Here is a 15,611-nt window from a genome sequence, read left to right as displayed (position 1 = left end):
TTCCCTCCGTTTCAAAATTGATATTCAAAACGTTTTCGTTTCACAAAGTAAGAGCCGTGGGTAAACCCGATTTTTTGAAGCATGTGAATGGCCTCGGGAATTCCCACGCCTAAATTTTCCGCCCTGTGGGCGTCGCTGCCGGTGGTGACAAATCTGCCGCCCAAAGCATAATACCGTTTTAAAATATCTTCATCCGGCATAAAGTGCTTCCAATCCGTGGCCATGCCGGAGGTGTTCACCTCTAAGGCTTTTCCGGTTTTTACAACAGCCGCAAGCACCTGGTCAATCAGCGGATAAAATTCTGCAATGTCAAGCCCGCGGTTTGCCCGGCCGTTAATGTAGCGCAGAGGAAACGTTAAATGTGCGATCACATCAACGTCTGCTTTCTCCGCTGTTTTTCTAAGTTCTGAATAATAAGCTTCAACAAATTTTTTTAAAAAGTCCATGTCGGCCTTTTGTGCCGACTGCAGCAAATCGGAACCAAATGTATGGTCGGGGAAAAAGGCAGAATACATTTTTGTGGAGTGAATAGAACCCAAAATACAATCCAAATCCATTTCATAATAGGGCGCCGGATCCTGCCCGCCGATAAACTGGTCTGCCAGCTCCACGCCTGCATAAACCTGAAGCCTTCCGCCAAGTTCTTCGTTCTTTCGTTTTGCCGCCGCCACAGATTGCCGTATATGTTCATAAGCGGGAAAGCCGGGCGTGTCCGGCTCGTTATGGTCTGTCACTGTAATTGCGTGCATTCCAAGGGCAAGCGCCCGGCCGCACATTTCATCCAGGGTGGATTTCCCGTCCTTAGAATAGGTGGTATGCAGATGACAGTCATAAATTTCCAAAACAGTTCACTCCTTTTTAACATTATAATCAGTATAACACAACTATACCGCTTAAATCAAGTCCAGGCAGGCACATAATTGCACAAAAACACAAGAGCTGCCCTACGCAAACAGTCAACAGTTTGCACATGGGCAGCTCCCTCGCCGTGATACGTTTTTTTGTGTTACTTCTTTCGCTTCTTCAAACCAATACACTCACATGTTTCACTTCAAATAAAACTACTTCTTCTACGGAACTTACAGTACCTCATTCGGCAAAACCACTTTTCCATTCATCAAAACAAAATCAATCATTTCAAACTAAAAAAGCTGTTTTTGTAACATTTACGTTTCACCGTCTGAATGTTTGCTCAATTTCCTTCGCACAACGCATCACGATTTATATCAGTAACGAACGCTTTCTGATATGGTATTTTCATCATCTCGTTTAAAACGGCCAATGCTTTAAACGTCCGATTTTATCATATCACCGCTTCGTTACAATCATAGTTTGTGCTGCTAAGGCTTTTTTATATCAAGAAAATTTTGTAAATTTTTTAAATGGTTAAAATACCTTTGTCCGACTCCAGCAGCATCAGAATTTTTTCCTCCCGGCCGGTTTCCGCATTGATATAAATTAAGAAATTATTTTTTCCCAAAGTGCCTTTAAGCTCATAGCAGAACACTTCACGCTTGCTGTCAAGGGGAATATAGGCTTTTGAAACCGTGTCTACAGATAGGTGTGTGCCTGCCTTTTCCCGGGCCTCCTGCTCGCTGATAATGGTCTGGGGAAATTCCCGGTCCCTGTGGCACATAATGTAGCCTAAGGACTCAAACCCCACAATTTCCCCGTTGTCTAATGCAATCTTCACCTTAATCAGATCGGGATACATGGTAGTGCCGTCTTGAAAATAAGCATAGTTCACAGTGGCCACATTGTCCGCCACGTCGTAATAGCTGCTTTTCATGTTCGGGTAGCCCCGCTGAGACAAAAACAGCTCTCCCGCCGACATGGCCTGTTCCACGCTGAGCCGTTCCTCTTTCACTTCCCTGGAGTCCAGCATCCAAAGCACCATGCCGCCCTCCTTTGTCACCTCAACGCTGATAGAGCCATTGTCTGAATTGCCGGAAAACATGTAGGTTTCTATCTGTCCGCTGCCGTCGCTTTCATATGCCACCTTTGATGCGCGCTCCTCGCCCAAAAACAGCTTGACAACACTTTCCGCGGTAAACCTGGAAATTTGTTGCTTTCCTTTTAACAGTTCCGGCTCTGTGGTCTGCAAATGCTCGGAAAACGGGCCGTCGTAAATTAAAGAGGGATATTCCTGGGGCATCGACTCAATCAGCGTCATGCCGTCTTGAAAGCTGTCTCCGTCCGCGTGCACCACAAAGGGATTCCGTATCTTTAAAGACTCCACCCGCATGGTGTTGTCGTAAACGGCGCTTTCCATTTTGGAAAATTCTTCGTTCACCGCCTCGGCATAGGCCGAAAGGCTCGCCAGGTTTTGATATTCCTCCTCCGTCACCTCACCGTTCCCAATCACTTTCCGGGACAGGTAGGACGAATAGTCCCCCACATGGGACAAAAATTTCGATGTGTTGTCAAAGGAAGCGTTCTCCACCGGCATTTGCGCAAGGCAGGCCTTTGCCGCCTCCGCCTGCATATAAAGCTGGGCGGACAGGGTGGACATCTGGCCCGCATCCCTTGCCAGCATGGTTTTTTTTAGCTCCACGTCAATGTCGTTTAAATAGTCTGCCATGTCGTGGAACGACCGCATATAGGTGTTGTGCAGCTCTTCCCGCAGGCCGTCGGCCTGTTTATAGTAATAAACGCCGCCCAAAGCCACCACCGCCAAAGATACAAGGGCTATGGTCAGCACGGCATAAAAACCTTTTGATTGATTGTTTGCCTTTTTTGACATGTGTTTTCATCCTCCTATTTCGCAAATCTGTGGCTGCCAATGATTTTAATGACCTCACGGGAATAAATCCACTTGTTTGTGGTCTTTTTCGGGTTATAATAATAAATTGCGCCGCCTGTGGGGTCCCAGCCGTTCATGGCGTCGCGGCAGGCCTTGTAAACCGAAGACCCCTCGCTGATGGGCACGTTAATCTGCCCGTCCACCGTTGCGGTGAACGCCCCTTTTTGATAAATCACACCGGAGATGGTGTTGGGAAAAGACGGGTGCTTCACCCTGTTTAGAATAACAGCCGCAACAGCCACCTGGCCTGCATAGGGCTCGCCCCGTGCCTCGCCGTTTACACATCTTGCCAAAAGCTGAAGCTCATTTTTATAGTTTCCCGCCGCCATTACCTGCTCCTGCTTGCCAATGGTCACAAAAGCAACCTGCATGGTGAAAATAAGTATGAACGAAACTGCCGCCAAAATATATTTTTTCATAAAACCGTTCCTTTCCTTTTTTGGTTACAGTTATTTTCTGTAAATTCAGAAAATATATGCACGGTTTAGAAAAAAATCCCCCGCCTTCCAACGAAAGCGGGGGATGGGGTTTAAAACCCAAATAACTTCAGTGTTTTTTCAATTTCCCGGTCCCAGTAAACCCAGCTGTGGTCGCCGGGAGACTCGGCATAGGTATAGTCAAACGAAAGCGTTTCCATAAAGTTTTTAAATTTAACGTTTCCTTTATATAAATAGTCCTCCGTGCCGCACCACTGATAAAACTTGGGCTTCACAGGGCTTTGGTCTGCCAGTTCCGCCATGGTGAAAAGATCCTGCTCCTCCGGCACAAATTCGCTTCCGGCAATAAGCTCATACCGCTTTTCGTCCAGCTTTAAAAGGGGCTTCATATCAAGCGCCCCGGAAAAAGACGCGGCCCACTCATACCGGCCGGGGTTTTTAAACGCAATTCGAAACGCGCCATAGCCGCCCATGGAGGCCCCGGCAATAAACCGGCGGTCTGACGCGGGAAATGTGGCTTCAATCATGTCCGGCAGTTCCTTTGCAATATAGTCATAATAATTTAACCCATACTTTTCGTTCATATAAAAGCTTTTTCCAGCGTAGGGCATCACCACAATAATTTTCTTGTTTCTCACATACCGTCCAATGGCGGTATATTTGTCCCACGAGCGGCTCCCGCTTCCCAAGCCGTGCAAAAGATATAAAACGGGGAGCCGCTCCCCTTTTTGAATTCCCTCCGGCAGATGCAGGTTGATGTCTGTGTCGCAGGCAAGCTGTTCCGACCGGTAAGTCATTTCAATGTGTGCCATTTTGTTGCTCCTTCCAGGGTTTTAAAAAAATTATTTGTCGTTGGTCACGTCGCCGTTGTTCCACAGCGGAATTGCTTCCCCCAAATATTGGGGCTTTTGGCGGGCCATTACCTTCACCATGTCTTTGCACCGGGCAAACATCTCCCGCACCTCGCGCCGGGCCTGTCCCGCATATTGCCGCTGGTCTGAAGAGACGCCGTAAACGTCAATTCCAAGCTTGTCCCCAATGTAGAGCGCCCTGTATAAGTGGTATTTTTGCGTAACCACAATCAAGTTTTCCGCGCCGAAAATTTCTTTGGCGCGATACATGCTGTCGTAGGTGGAAAACCCGGCATGGTCCATAAAAATATCCTCCGACGGAACGCCGCACGAAACGGCATAGTCTTTCATGGCGTTCACTTCGTCATAATGCTCCCGGCCGTGGTCGCCGCTCATAACCAGTTTCGGCGCGGCGCCGTCTTTATAAAGCGCAATGCCATAGTCCAGCCTGTCCCGCAGCATGTAGCTCAGCGTGCCGTTGTCATACACCGCAGCGCCCAAAACCACAATGCAGTCGGCCTTTCCATTATTATACGCCTCCGGCGCAGGAAAAATACGGTTCTTTACCTTATTTTTCATATACACGTTCATGCCCAAAACGGCTGCCGCACAAAGCACCGCCGCGGCTATCACACAAATTGTTATGCGAAAAATTATTTTTTTCATACGCGCACCTCTTTATTTGCTTTTAAGCACAATCATCTACCATTGATCTGCTTCAAATTTCATTTATTTAATAAAGCCACGCATTCCACATGCGCTGTATGGGGGAACATGTCCACCGGCACGGCGCGGGTTAAGCGATATCCGCCGTCTGCCAAATACCGCGCGTCCCTTGCAAGCGTCGCCGGGTTGCACGAAACATACACAATGCGCTCAGGCCGTGCCGACAAAATTGCCGACAGGGTTTTTTCATCGCTGCCCTTTCGCGGCGGGTCTAAAAACACAACGTCGGGTCTGATATCCCGGCCGATTAAATCCGGCACAACCTGTTCCGCCGCCCCGCAGTAAAATTCAGCATTTTTAATGTTGTTTCTCTCTGCATTCACACCTGCGTCTAACACTGCTTCCTTCACAATTTCCACTCCAATTACCCGCTTTGCCAGCTTTGCCGCGCAGAGGGAAATGGTTCCAATGCCGCAGTAAACGTCTAAAACCGTTTTTGTGCCGTCAAGCTCTGCAAGGCTCATTGCAGTTTGATACAGCACCTGCGTCTGCACGGGATTCACCTGGAAAAAGCTGTGGGGCGAAATGGAAAAGATAAGTCCCATCAGTTCATCTTCAATGGTATCGCTGCCCCACAATGTAATATTTTTATCCCCAAGCACCAAATTATTTATTTTTTGATTTACATTTAAAACCACGCTTTTTAGGCAATATCCTGCAAATTCTGTTTCCCGCAGGGCGGAAACGAGCCTGTCCAAATGCCTGATGCGCTCTGTAAAAGAGGAGATTACCACCATAAGCGCTTTTGTATGAAATCCGGTGCGGACAAAAACCCGCCGCACGGTTCCGCACTTTTTCGCCTCGTGAAAGGGGGCGATGCATTCGTCATTTAAAAACTGCACCACGCAGGAAAGCGCCTGCATGGCAGCCTCCTCCCCGGCCAAACAGCTGTCAAGCGGCACAATGTCATGGCTTTTGGGGGCGTAAAACCCGCCCACGGCCTTGCCGCCTGCCTGTCCCACAGGGAACACCATTTTGTTGCGGTAGCAAAAGGGCCTGTCCATACCCAAAGCGTCTGAAATTTCTACCGTCTGCAAATCAAACCCGCCGATGCGGGCAAGAGCGTCGGTAACCGTCTGCTTTTTTATTGCAAGCTGCTTTTCATATTGAATGTGTGAAAGCGGGCAGCCGCCGCATGCAGACGACGCCCGGCAAAAACTTTCCTGCCGGAAAGGTGAAGGCGCAAGCACCTGAACCGCTGCCGCCGTGGCATAGGTCTTGTGTACGGTTAAAATTTTTGCCAAAACCAAATCGCCCTCGCAGGCGCCAATTACAAAAATTACAAAGTGATCTATTTTTCCAATTCCGCGCCCGTCCGGCGCGGTGTTTAATATGTTCAGCTTGATTGTGTCACCCGGCTTCAATGGCAATGCTCCTTTTAAAATGATTATGTCAAGTATATCATAACCACGCAAAAAATACAACTGAATTGTATTGACAAACCCTGCTTTTCGGTATATAATTTTATACAATATCAAATGATAAAATTAATTTCAATTGTAAATTGCTTTCGGGAGTATGATATGACTGAACAAAACGGACTTTTTATTGTGTTTGCGTTTGTGGTTGCACTGATTGTGGCCTATGCCACAACGCCGCTTTCCATTAAGCTTGCATTTAAAATCGGCGCGCTGGACGTTCCGAAGGACAACCGGCGGATGCATAAAAAACCAATTCCCAGAATTGGCGGAATTGCCATTGTCTACGGGTTCCTCATCAGCGTGTGCTGTTTTTCCAGCTTCATGGTGGACGGGGCTTTAAATAAGCCGCTCATTGGCATTTTAATCGGCTCTATGATTATTTCTGTGCTGGGCTTTTTAGACGATTTAAAACCAAAGCCGGCCCTTTTAAAATTCGTAATACAAATCGCCGCGGCCTGCATTCCGGTGCTTTTGGGCGTGCGGGTCATTGCGGTTGCAAACCCCATGAACGGCCTTTTGGTGCGCGTGCCCGAATGGCTTTCCATCGGCGGCAGCGTTTTGTGGATTGTGGGCGTTACCAACGCGGTGAACTTAATCGACGGGCTGGACGGGCTTGCCGCCGGCGTGTCTTCTATTGCCGCCGTGGCGCTTTTGTCCATTCTTTTAATGCAACACAACGCCAATGCCACCATGCTGATTTTGGCAGCCGCTTTGGCAGGCTCGTGCTTCGGCTTTCTGCCCTTTAACTTTAATCCCGCCAAAACCTTTATGGGGGACACCGGGGCAACGTTTTTAGGCTTTGTTTTAGCATGTATCTCCATTCAGGGACCCTTTAAAACCTATGTGGCTTTTGCTCTGCCGTTTTTAATTTTGGGGCTTCCGATTTTCGATACTCTGTTTGCCATTATCCGAAGGCTTTTAAAAGGCCAGGGTATTATGACGCCGGACAGAGGCCATTTGCACCACCGGCTGATTGACATGGGCTTTTCCCAGCGCTCCGCCGTGATTATACTCTACGCGCTGTCGGCAATTCTGGCAATCAGCGCCATTGTGATGTTCGTGTCGAACTTCCTGCGGGCGTTTGTTCTGTTTTTGTCCATTGTGCTGTTTGCGGTGTTCACTATGATGAGCCGCACAAATTCTGCCGATAAGCAGGAGGACGAAAGTACGGAAACCGAAAGTCCCCAGGACGCACAGCCCGGCGCTGAATGTGTGACGAAAAAGACAGAAAAATAGTTTATTTTAACGATAATCATAAAAAAGAAGGTATGCTTTTTCATATCTTCTTTTTACATTTCAAAAAGATTGATACGAAAAGAAAGGTTTAAACAACATGGAAAAGCTAAAGGTAATGACGGTTTTCGGCACCCGGCCGGAAGCGATTAAAATGGCTCCGCTGGTAAAAGTTTTGGAACAGCGGGAGGAAATTGAATCCGTTGTGTGCGTCACCGCGCAGCACAGGCAAATGTTAGACCAGGTAATGGACATTTTTAATATCCGCGCGGATTTCGACTTGGACATTATGAAATCGGGGCAAACCCTGTCCGACATAACGGCGCGGGTGATGAAAGGCATTGAAGAAACCATAAAGGCCGCCCGGCCCGACATTGTTTTGGTTCACGGCGACACCACCACTACCTTTGCCGGTGCTCTGGCCTCGTTTTACTGCCAGACCAAAATCGGCCACGTGGAGGCAGGCCTGAGGACCTACGACAAATATTCCCCTTTCCCTGAGGAGATGAACCGGTGCCTCACCACCTATCTTGCCGACCTGTATTTTGCACCTACCATTAACAACGAAAATAATTTGTTAAAAGAAAATGTGAACCCCTCTGACATATACGTCACAGGCAACACCGTGATTGACGCAATTAAACACACCGTTCAGCCAAATTACGTGTTTCACGACGACACCTTAAAACAGATTGATTTTGATAACAAACGGGTCATTTTGGTAACCGCCCACCGGCGGGAAAACCTGGGCGAGCCGCTGCAGAACATTTGCCGGGCAATTTTAAACGCGGCAAACGCCGCAGAGGACGTGGAAGTGGTTTACCCCGTGCATTTAAATCCACTTGTTCGGAACACGGCAAACGAAATTTTGGGAAACCACAGCCGCATTCATTTAATCGACCCGTTAGACGTTACTGAGCTTCACAACCTGATGGACCGGTGCTATATGGTGATGACCGACTCCGGCGGCCTGCAGGAGGAAGCTCCCTCTCTGGGCAAGCCTGTGCTGGTTTTAAGAAACGAAACCGAGCGGCCGGAGGCCGTGACCGCCGGAACGGTGAAAATTGCCGGCGTAGACGAAAACCACATCACCGACCTGGCAAAAACCCTGCTGTTTGATAAAACCGAATATGAAAAAATGTCCAAAGCCGTGAACCCCTATGGGGACGGCTTAGCGTCGGAACGCATTGCAGACGCGATTTTATACGCCTTTGGAAGAAAGGCCGAAAAACCTTCAAATTTCAGCTATTAAAGGAGCGTATGTTTATGGCGGAAGAAGACAGAATGAAAAAAATCGTTTCCATGCCCCAGCAGGAATATGAAGAGCTGCTGGCAAACCTCATTGTGAAGTATTACCGTCCTGGATTTGACGAAATTCAGTTTAACCTGCGGGACAAAAACCGCCTGAGCCTCATGCGGTTTATCGTTATGCTGAACGCAAAATTCAAGGCAACGGGCAGGGTTGTGCCCCTGCTGAAAATTGCGGCCCAAACGGCTGACATTCAGGGCGGCTTTGTGCTTGCAGATGGGACTAATACCATCGACTGCACGCTGGCAACGCTGCTGCAAAACGACGAAAGCCTTCTTCCCGTTTAACCGCGCGGTCTCTGTGCGGCAATTAGAAAAAATATAACTGGTGAAAAAAATGATATTTAAAAAACATTTACGGCCGGCGGCCATAACTGCCATCGGCTTTTTGGTTCTGATTTTATCCGGCGCATGCCTGCTTTCCCTCCCTTTCAGTGTCCGCGACGGCGTGCGCCTCTCTTTTTTAGACGCTTTTTTTACCGCCACCAGCTCTGTCTGCGTGACGGGCTTGGTGACAGTTGACCCCTTCGACACCTTCACCGGCTTCGGTCAAACCGTCATTGCCCTGCTTATTCAGGCCGGCGGCCTGGGCATTTCGTTAATCGGCGCGGCGTTTATGCTCGCTCTTCGCAAGCGCATTGGTTTAAACGAGCGGCTTTTGCTGAAAGAGTCCATCAATTTAGGCTCCTTTGAGGGCCTTTTAATGCTTTTGAAAAAAATTTTTCTTATTACCATTGCCTTTGAGCTTTCCGGCGCTGTTTTAAGCTTTTTCTCCTTTTACCCACAATATTCCTTTTGGCGCGCTGTGCAAATTTCGGTGTTTCACGGCATTTCTGCGTTTAACAACGCCGGGTTCGACATTTTGGGCGGCATGAAAAGCCTTACGGACTATTCGGAAGACGTGCTGTTGAATATCGTTACCTGCACGCTCATCTTTTTTGGCGGAATTGGTTTTTTAGTCATTCACGACCTTACCTCCGCCATAAAATTCCGCACCGTGAAAAAGCTTCGTTTTCATACAAAGGTGGCGCTTTTCATGAGCTTGGGGTTAATTCTTGCCGGCACGCTTTTGCTGAAGCTGACAGGTGATTTCACCTGGCTGGAATCACTTTTTAACAGCGTGTCTGCCAGAACGGCAGGGTTTGCCACCCATAATCTGGGCGCGTTTCCCAGCGCAGCCCTTCTGGTGATGATTGCGCTGATGTTTATCGGCGCTTCCCCCGGCGGCACCGGCGGCGGCATTAAAACCACCACGCTTTTTTGCGCATTAAGCTCCACTGGCGAGGCGGCGGGCCTGCATCCCGGCTCGTTTTTCAAATATAAAATTGCACGAAACACCATTGTCCGCTCGTCGCAAATCATCACCCTGGCTTTCACTGTGGTGATTGTGGGAACCTTTCTGCTGCTGTTTTTTGAGCCGGACATGAGCTTTTCCCAAATTCTGTTCGAGGTGGTTTCCGCTTTCGGAACGGTGGGGCTTTCCTGCGGCATTACGCCGGAGCTTTCCTCCGCCAGCAGAATTGTGTTAATTTTTATTATGTATATCGGAAGAATTGGTGTTTTAACGGTGGCCACCATGTGGCACTCGGAAGATGACAATACCTTTTCTTACCCGGAGGGCTATTTGTCCGTTGGGTAAGATAAAACGAAAGGCGGAAAAAAGATGCGCAACACAAAAAAAGATGCATCGTACGATGCGAGAAACATTAAAAACGGAAGCAAAATCCCTGTGGAATATTATTCCGACCAGCCCTATGTTGTGAAGGCAGACGACGGCGCGTGGGTGCTTGTGGTGACCACCGGGGCAGGCATGGAGGGCGACGCCGGCCAGCACGTGATTTCCATGCGCAGCACAGACTGCGGCAAAACCTGGACAGACGTAACCGACGTGGAATCCGCAAACAGCCCCGAATCCTCTTATGCGGTGCTTTATAAAACCAGTTCCGGCAGAATATACTGCTTCTATAACTTTAACGCAGACAACACAAGAAGCATTTTGGCAGACGATCCTCCCTTTGAAAACGGCGTAACCACCCGGGTAGATACGCAAGGTCATTTTGTGTTTAAATTCAGCGACGACTGCGGGCGCTCCTGGTCAAAGAACTGGTACGACATTCCCCTTGAAAATTTTCAGGTGGATTTAGAGAACCCCTACGGCGGAAAAATCAAGTTTTTCTGGAACGTAGGCAAGCCATTTTCTTATAACGGCGGGGTGTTTGTTCCCCAATATAAGGTTGGCAAATTCGGAGAAGGTTTTATGTATCATTCCGAAGGGACGCTGTTGTTTTGTCAAAACATCGAAACGGAAACAAACCCCGAAAAGCTTACCTGGGAAACGTTTCCCAAAGGCGGCAGGGGCATTCGTACAGACCGGGCGGTGAGCAATATCTCAGAGGAGCATAGCTTTGTTGTGCTGAGCGACAACAGCATTTTCTGCACCTTCCGAACGGTGACCGGCCATCCCTACTGTGCCTACAGCCGGGACGGCGGCGTGAGCTTTTCGAAACCCGAGCCCCTCACCTACGATAACGGGCGGCAGGTGAAACACCCGCGGGCGGCCAACTTCATTTGGAAGTGTGAAAACGGAAAATATTTATACTGGTATCACAACAACGGCTGCCGGTGGTATGAGGAGCGGAACCCGGCCTGGCTGTGCGGCGCGGTGGAGGCCGACTCTCCCCAAGGTAAAATTTTAAGGTTTTCCCAGCCGGAAATTGTGTTGTATGACGACGACATTAACATTCGCATTTCCTACCCCGACCTCATTGAAGCAAACGGGGAATATTACATAACCGAAACCCAAAAACAGAACGCGGCGGTGAACCACATTGATAAAAATCTGATTGAGGGCCTCTGGGCACAGTTGGAGAACGCAGGACGCGTACCAAAAAACGCTGCGACCCTTGAAAACGGCAGCGCCATGCCCTACCTGCAACCGTTCACCGTGAAAGATTTTGAGGCGGAGATCGACTGCCGCTCAAAATTCATCAACTGCGGCTTTACATTAGATTTCGACATCACGGGAGAAAACGGCATGCTGCTCTCCACCGTGGAAAACGAAAAGGGAATTGCCGTTGAACAAAAAGACGGGCAGTTGATATTCTCCATTGGCGACGGCAAGTTCTGGTGCACCAAAACGACAGGAGAAAATGCCTTATCCTCCGGCCCACACCACGTCACTATCATTGTGGACGGCGGCCCCAGAATTGTAATGTTTATAATTGACGGCGTTTTATATGACGGCGGAAACGAGCAAATGTTTGGATTCGGCTGGTTTAACCGCTATCTGTCCGACATAAATGGCGTGAAATATATAAAAATTAACAATAACGCTAATAATGTGAAGCTATATCTCAAGGCGCTGACGGTGAGTGAAGCCATCGCCTTCGCTTAACCGGCTTTTCATCAAAAAAGGAGGCTTTTTATGCCGCTGCAATTTGTGCTCGGACGGGCAGGAAGCGGAAAAAGTGAATACTGCGTGAAACAGGCGGCTCAGGCGGAGGAAAAAGGCTTGCGCACACTAATGATTGTTCCGGAACAATATTCCCATCAGGGCGAGAGCGCCTTTTTAAACGAAAAGGGCTATATTCACGACGATTTTAACGTAACCTCCTTTGGCCGCCTTGCAAAAAAACTCATTGCCGGCGCGGGCCTGAACCATAATCCCACAGACGGCGCAGGCAAAGCCATGCTGGTGTTAAGGGCCTTTAGCAGCTGCAAAAACAAGCTGGTGTTTTACCGCACAGCGGCGGACAAGCAGGGCTTAATCCGTCTATTTATGGATGCGGTTTCCGAACTGAAAAAAGGACAGGTAACGCCGGAAGCGTTGCAGGCAGCAGCAGAAAAAACAGAGGAACACCTGTTTTCGGCGCGGCTGCGCGACCTTTCTTACATCTATGAAGCATATAACAAACTCCTGTCTGAAAGCATTTCAGACAGCGACGACGATTTAACGCTGATGGCGTCTTTGTGCTTTGACAGCGACTATATTAAAAATGCAAATATTTTTATTGACGAGTTCTATCGATTTACACAAAACGAGCTGGCCTGCATTGAAGCATTTCTGGCAGTGGGCGCTTCTGTCACTGTGACCTTGACCATGCCCGGCGATCACGTGCCCCCCAACTCGGTTTTTGCAAGCGCAAACAACACGAAAAAGGCCTTAGAACGCATTGCACAAAATGCGGGTGCAAAGGTTTTGCCCCCTGTGGTGCTAAATCTTGCGCTGCGTTTTTCCTCTCCGGAGCTGTCTGTTTTGGAACAGGCCATGTCCGGCAAAAAAGCGGTTTTGAAAACAGACGCCCCCGCCGACGTTTCCCTCTATGTTGCAAAGGGCAAATATGAAGAGGTGGTATATGCAGCGGCGGCAATCAAAAAATTTGTGAAAGAAACCGGGGCAAGCTACCGCGAAATTGCTGTGATCACCGGTGACTACGACGGCTATGCCGACCTCGTCCAGTCCGTTTTCCCTCTGTATGACATTCCGGTTTTTGCCGACACGCGCCGGGATTTTTTAAACCACCCCATTGTTTTATACCTGTTTTCCCTGTTCGATTTGCTCTTGGGCATCACCACAAAGCGTGTTACGGCCTATATGAAATCGGGCTTTGCGGATATCAGCGAGGAGGAGGCGTTCCGCCTGGAAAACTATGCGTTAGCCGGCGCAGTGGAATTTGGCGACTGGCTCAGCGACGAACGCTTTCTGCGCAAAGCAAGGGGCGTTTTTGACAGTGAAGACGCGCAGACGGACGAAGCCGCATCTTGCCTGGAAGTGAAAAACCGTCTGCTGAAACCCGTTTTGCTGCTGAAAGAAACAATTACGGCAGCAAAAACCGTTGGCGGCCGCATTGCTGCTTTTCTGTCCTTTTTTGAAGCGACTCATCTGCAGGAAAAAATTGAACAGCTTATCAGCAAGTTTCAGGCAGAGGGCCTGCTGCGCCAGGCGGACGAATATACAGAAGTATATAATATTTTAACGCAAACCTTTAGCTTGATGGAAGAGTTGCTGGGAAACGAAACCATAGGCCTTTCCGGCATGCGAGCAATTTTAGAAGCCGGGCTTTCCCAAAAAAGCATTGGAGTGATTCCAACGGTTTACGACCAGGTATCGTTCGGTGATTTAAACCGCTCCGTAATCAAAAACGTCCGCGCGGCCTTTGTTATCGGCGCAAACGACGGAATATTCCCGCCCGCCCCCGCCCCCAGCGCCCTCCTGTCCGACAGCGAACGGGAATTTTTGCTTTCGCAGGGTATATCTGTGGCACCTGACGCAAAAAAACTGATCAGCGACGCAGAATTTTCGGTTTACACTGCTGTGAACATCTGCCGGGAAAAGCTGTTTGTTTCCTACCCCGTGGGGGACGATTTTGGCGGCGGCCTGCGCCCCTCTATGTTCATATCAAAATTAAAGCGCACCTTTCCCGGGCTGAAAGCTTCAAACGAGCTCAGCTTAAAAGAGCAGCGGCCGGAAACAACGGTAGCCTCCAAGCAGTCGGCCTATACCTATGTTTTAACGCATATGGACCAGCTGGGCGAAAACGACGCGGCAAAAGCCCTGTTTTCTGTTTTGATGGAGGATGAAGCTTACCGGCAGAGGCTCGAGAGGGCCCAGCGGTTCTTTAAATATACAAACACAGCCGGAAAACTTTCAAACGACACGGTTTTAAACCTTTACGGCAGCAGTTTATACGGCAGCGTTTCCCGCTTTGAGCGGTATTCTGCGTGTCCGTTTTCATTTTTCATTGAGTATGGGTTAAAGGCAAAGGAACGAAAGGTGTTAAAGGTTGAGGCGCCGGATATTGGCAGCCTGCTTCATGAAATTATTGAGCGGTTTTCCGCAGAAATGAAAAAACAAAATCTGTCTTTTCGCACCATTACGCCAGATGAGCAGCGCGAAATGACAGACGCCATTATAGAAAATTTATTCGGCACTATGTTTATTAAAAATATGTATAGCGCCGGCCGGTTGGAGGCCCTGAAAAAAAGGCTGAAAAGCCTGGTTTCAAAATCTGTTTGGGCCATTTGTGAACATGTGGCCCGGGGAGAATTTGAACCGGCGGCATTTGAAGTGAAGTTCGATAAAAACGGCGAATTGCCTCCTGTAACCGTTGCGCTGCCCGGCGGCGGCGAAGTTACCATGTCTGGCAGAATTGACCGGATTGACACCTTATCCCGCGGCGGGAAGCTCTATTTAAAGGTCATAGACTATAAATCCGGCGCAAAGGGATATTCTCTGGCGGACATTTTTAACGGCACAACCCTGCAGCTCGCCGTATATATGGCGGCCGCAGCAAAAGGAATTGCGGAAAAAACAAACGGTGACACAGAATTCGGCGGCATGTTTTATTTCCGGTTAGACGACCCGGTGTTAGACGGCACACCGGAAACCGGAGCTGACAACGCCAAGGATATAAAAGCCTTTAAAATGAGCGGTCTTTCCTCCGACGATCCGGAGGTTATCCGCGCAATCGACGGAGAAATCAGCGGCTGGTCGGCCGTAATTCCCGTTTACTTAAAGTCAGACGGAACCGTGTCCAAATCGCAGTCGAAAACCGCCAGCAGAGAACAGTTTGAAACGTTAAACCGGTATATTCATAACACGCTTATAAAAATCGGGCAGGAAATTATGGGTGGAAATGTGGATATTCGGCCTGTAAAATCTGGAAAAGCTCTCCAATGCTCTTTTTGCAAATATGTATCTGTGTGCGGATTCGACCCGAATATCCACCCGTGCCGCAGGGCCTTTGAGTTTTCATCTGACGATGAAGTGTGGAACAAAATGAATTAAAACCTCTGTGGCAACGCACCACCCCGGACCCGTTTGGCAGGTCCT

At 48.8% G+C, this 15,611-nt stretch carries 12 protein-coding genes; 6 read left to right on the top strand and 6 right to left on the bottom strand.

Going from position 1 to position 15,611, the window contains the following annotated elements:
• Positions 1–11: 11 nt before the first annotated feature.
• From H8698_RS11435 to rlmD, 6 genes are all read right to left on the bottom strand, one after another.
• Positions 12–842: a histidinol-phosphatase HisJ family protein gene (locus H8698_RS11435; protein WP_249313615.1), complete on the bottom strand. Its 831-nt coding sequence runs from the start codon at positions 840–842 to the stop codon at positions 12–14.
• A gap of 536 nt (positions 843–1,378) precedes the next feature.
• Positions 1,379–2,743 carry a germination protein YpeB gene (ypeB, locus tag H8698_RS11430; protein WP_249313613.1) on the bottom strand — a complete coding sequence of 455 codons (1,365 nt, stop codon included), beginning with the start codon at positions 2,741–2,743 and terminating at the stop codon, positions 1,379–1,381.
• A 14-nt stretch (positions 2,744–2,757) separates the two neighbouring features.
• Positions 2,758–3,222 carry a cell wall hydrolase gene (locus tag H8698_RS11425; RefSeq protein ID WP_177679866.1) on the bottom strand — a complete coding sequence of 155 codons (465 nt, stop codon included), beginning with the start codon at positions 3,220–3,222 and terminating at the stop codon, positions 2,758–2,760.
• A gap of 110 nt (positions 3,223–3,332) precedes the next feature.
• Positions 3,333–4,052 carry an alpha/beta hydrolase gene (locus H8698_RS11420; protein WP_249313611.1) on the bottom strand — a complete coding sequence of 240 codons (720 nt, stop codon included), beginning with the start codon at positions 4,050–4,052 and terminating at the stop codon, positions 3,333–3,335.
• A 30-nt stretch (positions 4,053–4,082) separates the two neighbouring features.
• On the bottom strand, positions 4,083–4,757 hold the full coding sequence (locus tag H8698_RS11415) for a SanA/YdcF family protein (RefSeq protein ID WP_249313609.1): 675 nt from the start codon (positions 4,755–4,757) through the stop codon (positions 4,083–4,085).
• 59 nt (positions 4,758–4,816) lie between these two features.
• A complete protein-coding gene (gene rlmD / locus H8698_RS11410) occupies positions 4,817–6,181 on the bottom strand; it encodes a 23S rRNA (uracil(1939)-C(5))-methyltransferase RlmD (RefSeq protein WP_249313608.1) in 1,365 nt (454 codons plus the stop codon).
• A gap of 159 nt (positions 6,182–6,340) precedes the next feature.
• Between rlmD and H8698_RS11405 the strand changes: the two genes are divergently transcribed.
• The 6 genes from H8698_RS11405 to H8698_RS11380 all read left to right on the top strand — a co-directional run bounded on the left by H8698_RS11405 (position 6,341) and on the right by H8698_RS11380 (position 15,566).
• Positions 6,341–7,474 (top strand): MraY family glycosyltransferase, encoded by a 1,134-nt coding sequence (locus H8698_RS11405; RefSeq protein ID WP_249313606.1) that lies wholly within the window; start codon positions 6,341–6,343, stop codon positions 7,472–7,474.
• Positions 7,475–7,571: 97 nt separating this feature from the next.
• Positions 7,572–8,723 (top strand): non-hydrolyzing UDP-N-acetylglucosamine 2-epimerase, encoded by a 1,152-nt coding sequence (wecB, locus tag H8698_RS11400; protein WP_177679860.1) that lies wholly within the window; start codon positions 7,572–7,574, stop codon positions 8,721–8,723.
• A 14-nt stretch (positions 8,724–8,737) separates the two neighbouring features.
• Complete coding sequence (locus tag H8698_RS11395) at positions 8,738–9,067, top strand: hypothetical protein (protein WP_249313604.1); 330 nt, start codon at positions 8,738–8,740, stop codon at positions 9,065–9,067.
• Positions 9,068–9,116: 49 nt separating this feature from the next.
• Positions 9,117–10,418, top strand: coding sequence for a TrkH family potassium uptake protein (locus H8698_RS11390; protein ID WP_249313603.1), 1,302 nt, complete (start codon positions 9,117–9,119; stop codon positions 10,416–10,418).
• A 24-nt stretch (positions 10,419–10,442) separates the two neighbouring features.
• Complete coding sequence (locus tag H8698_RS11385) at positions 10,443–12,173, top strand: sialidase family protein (RefSeq protein WP_249313601.1); 1,731 nt, start codon at positions 10,443–10,445, stop codon at positions 12,171–12,173.
• Positions 12,174–12,203: 30 nt separating this feature from the next.
• Entirely contained in the window at positions 12,204–15,566 is a 3,363-nt protein-coding gene (locus H8698_RS11380) for a PD-(D/E)XK nuclease family protein (protein ID WP_249313599.1), read from the top strand.
• The last annotated feature ends 45 nt before the right edge of the window (positions 15,567–15,611 follow it).

It is taken from the genome of Congzhengia minquanensis, from assembly GCF_014384785.1.
GTDB lineage: Bacteria > Bacillota > Clostridia > UBA1381 > UBA9506 > Congzhengia > Congzhengia minquanensis.
Note: the sequence above shows the minus strand (reverse complement) of the source record. Positions and strands in the feature narration are given on the sequence as shown.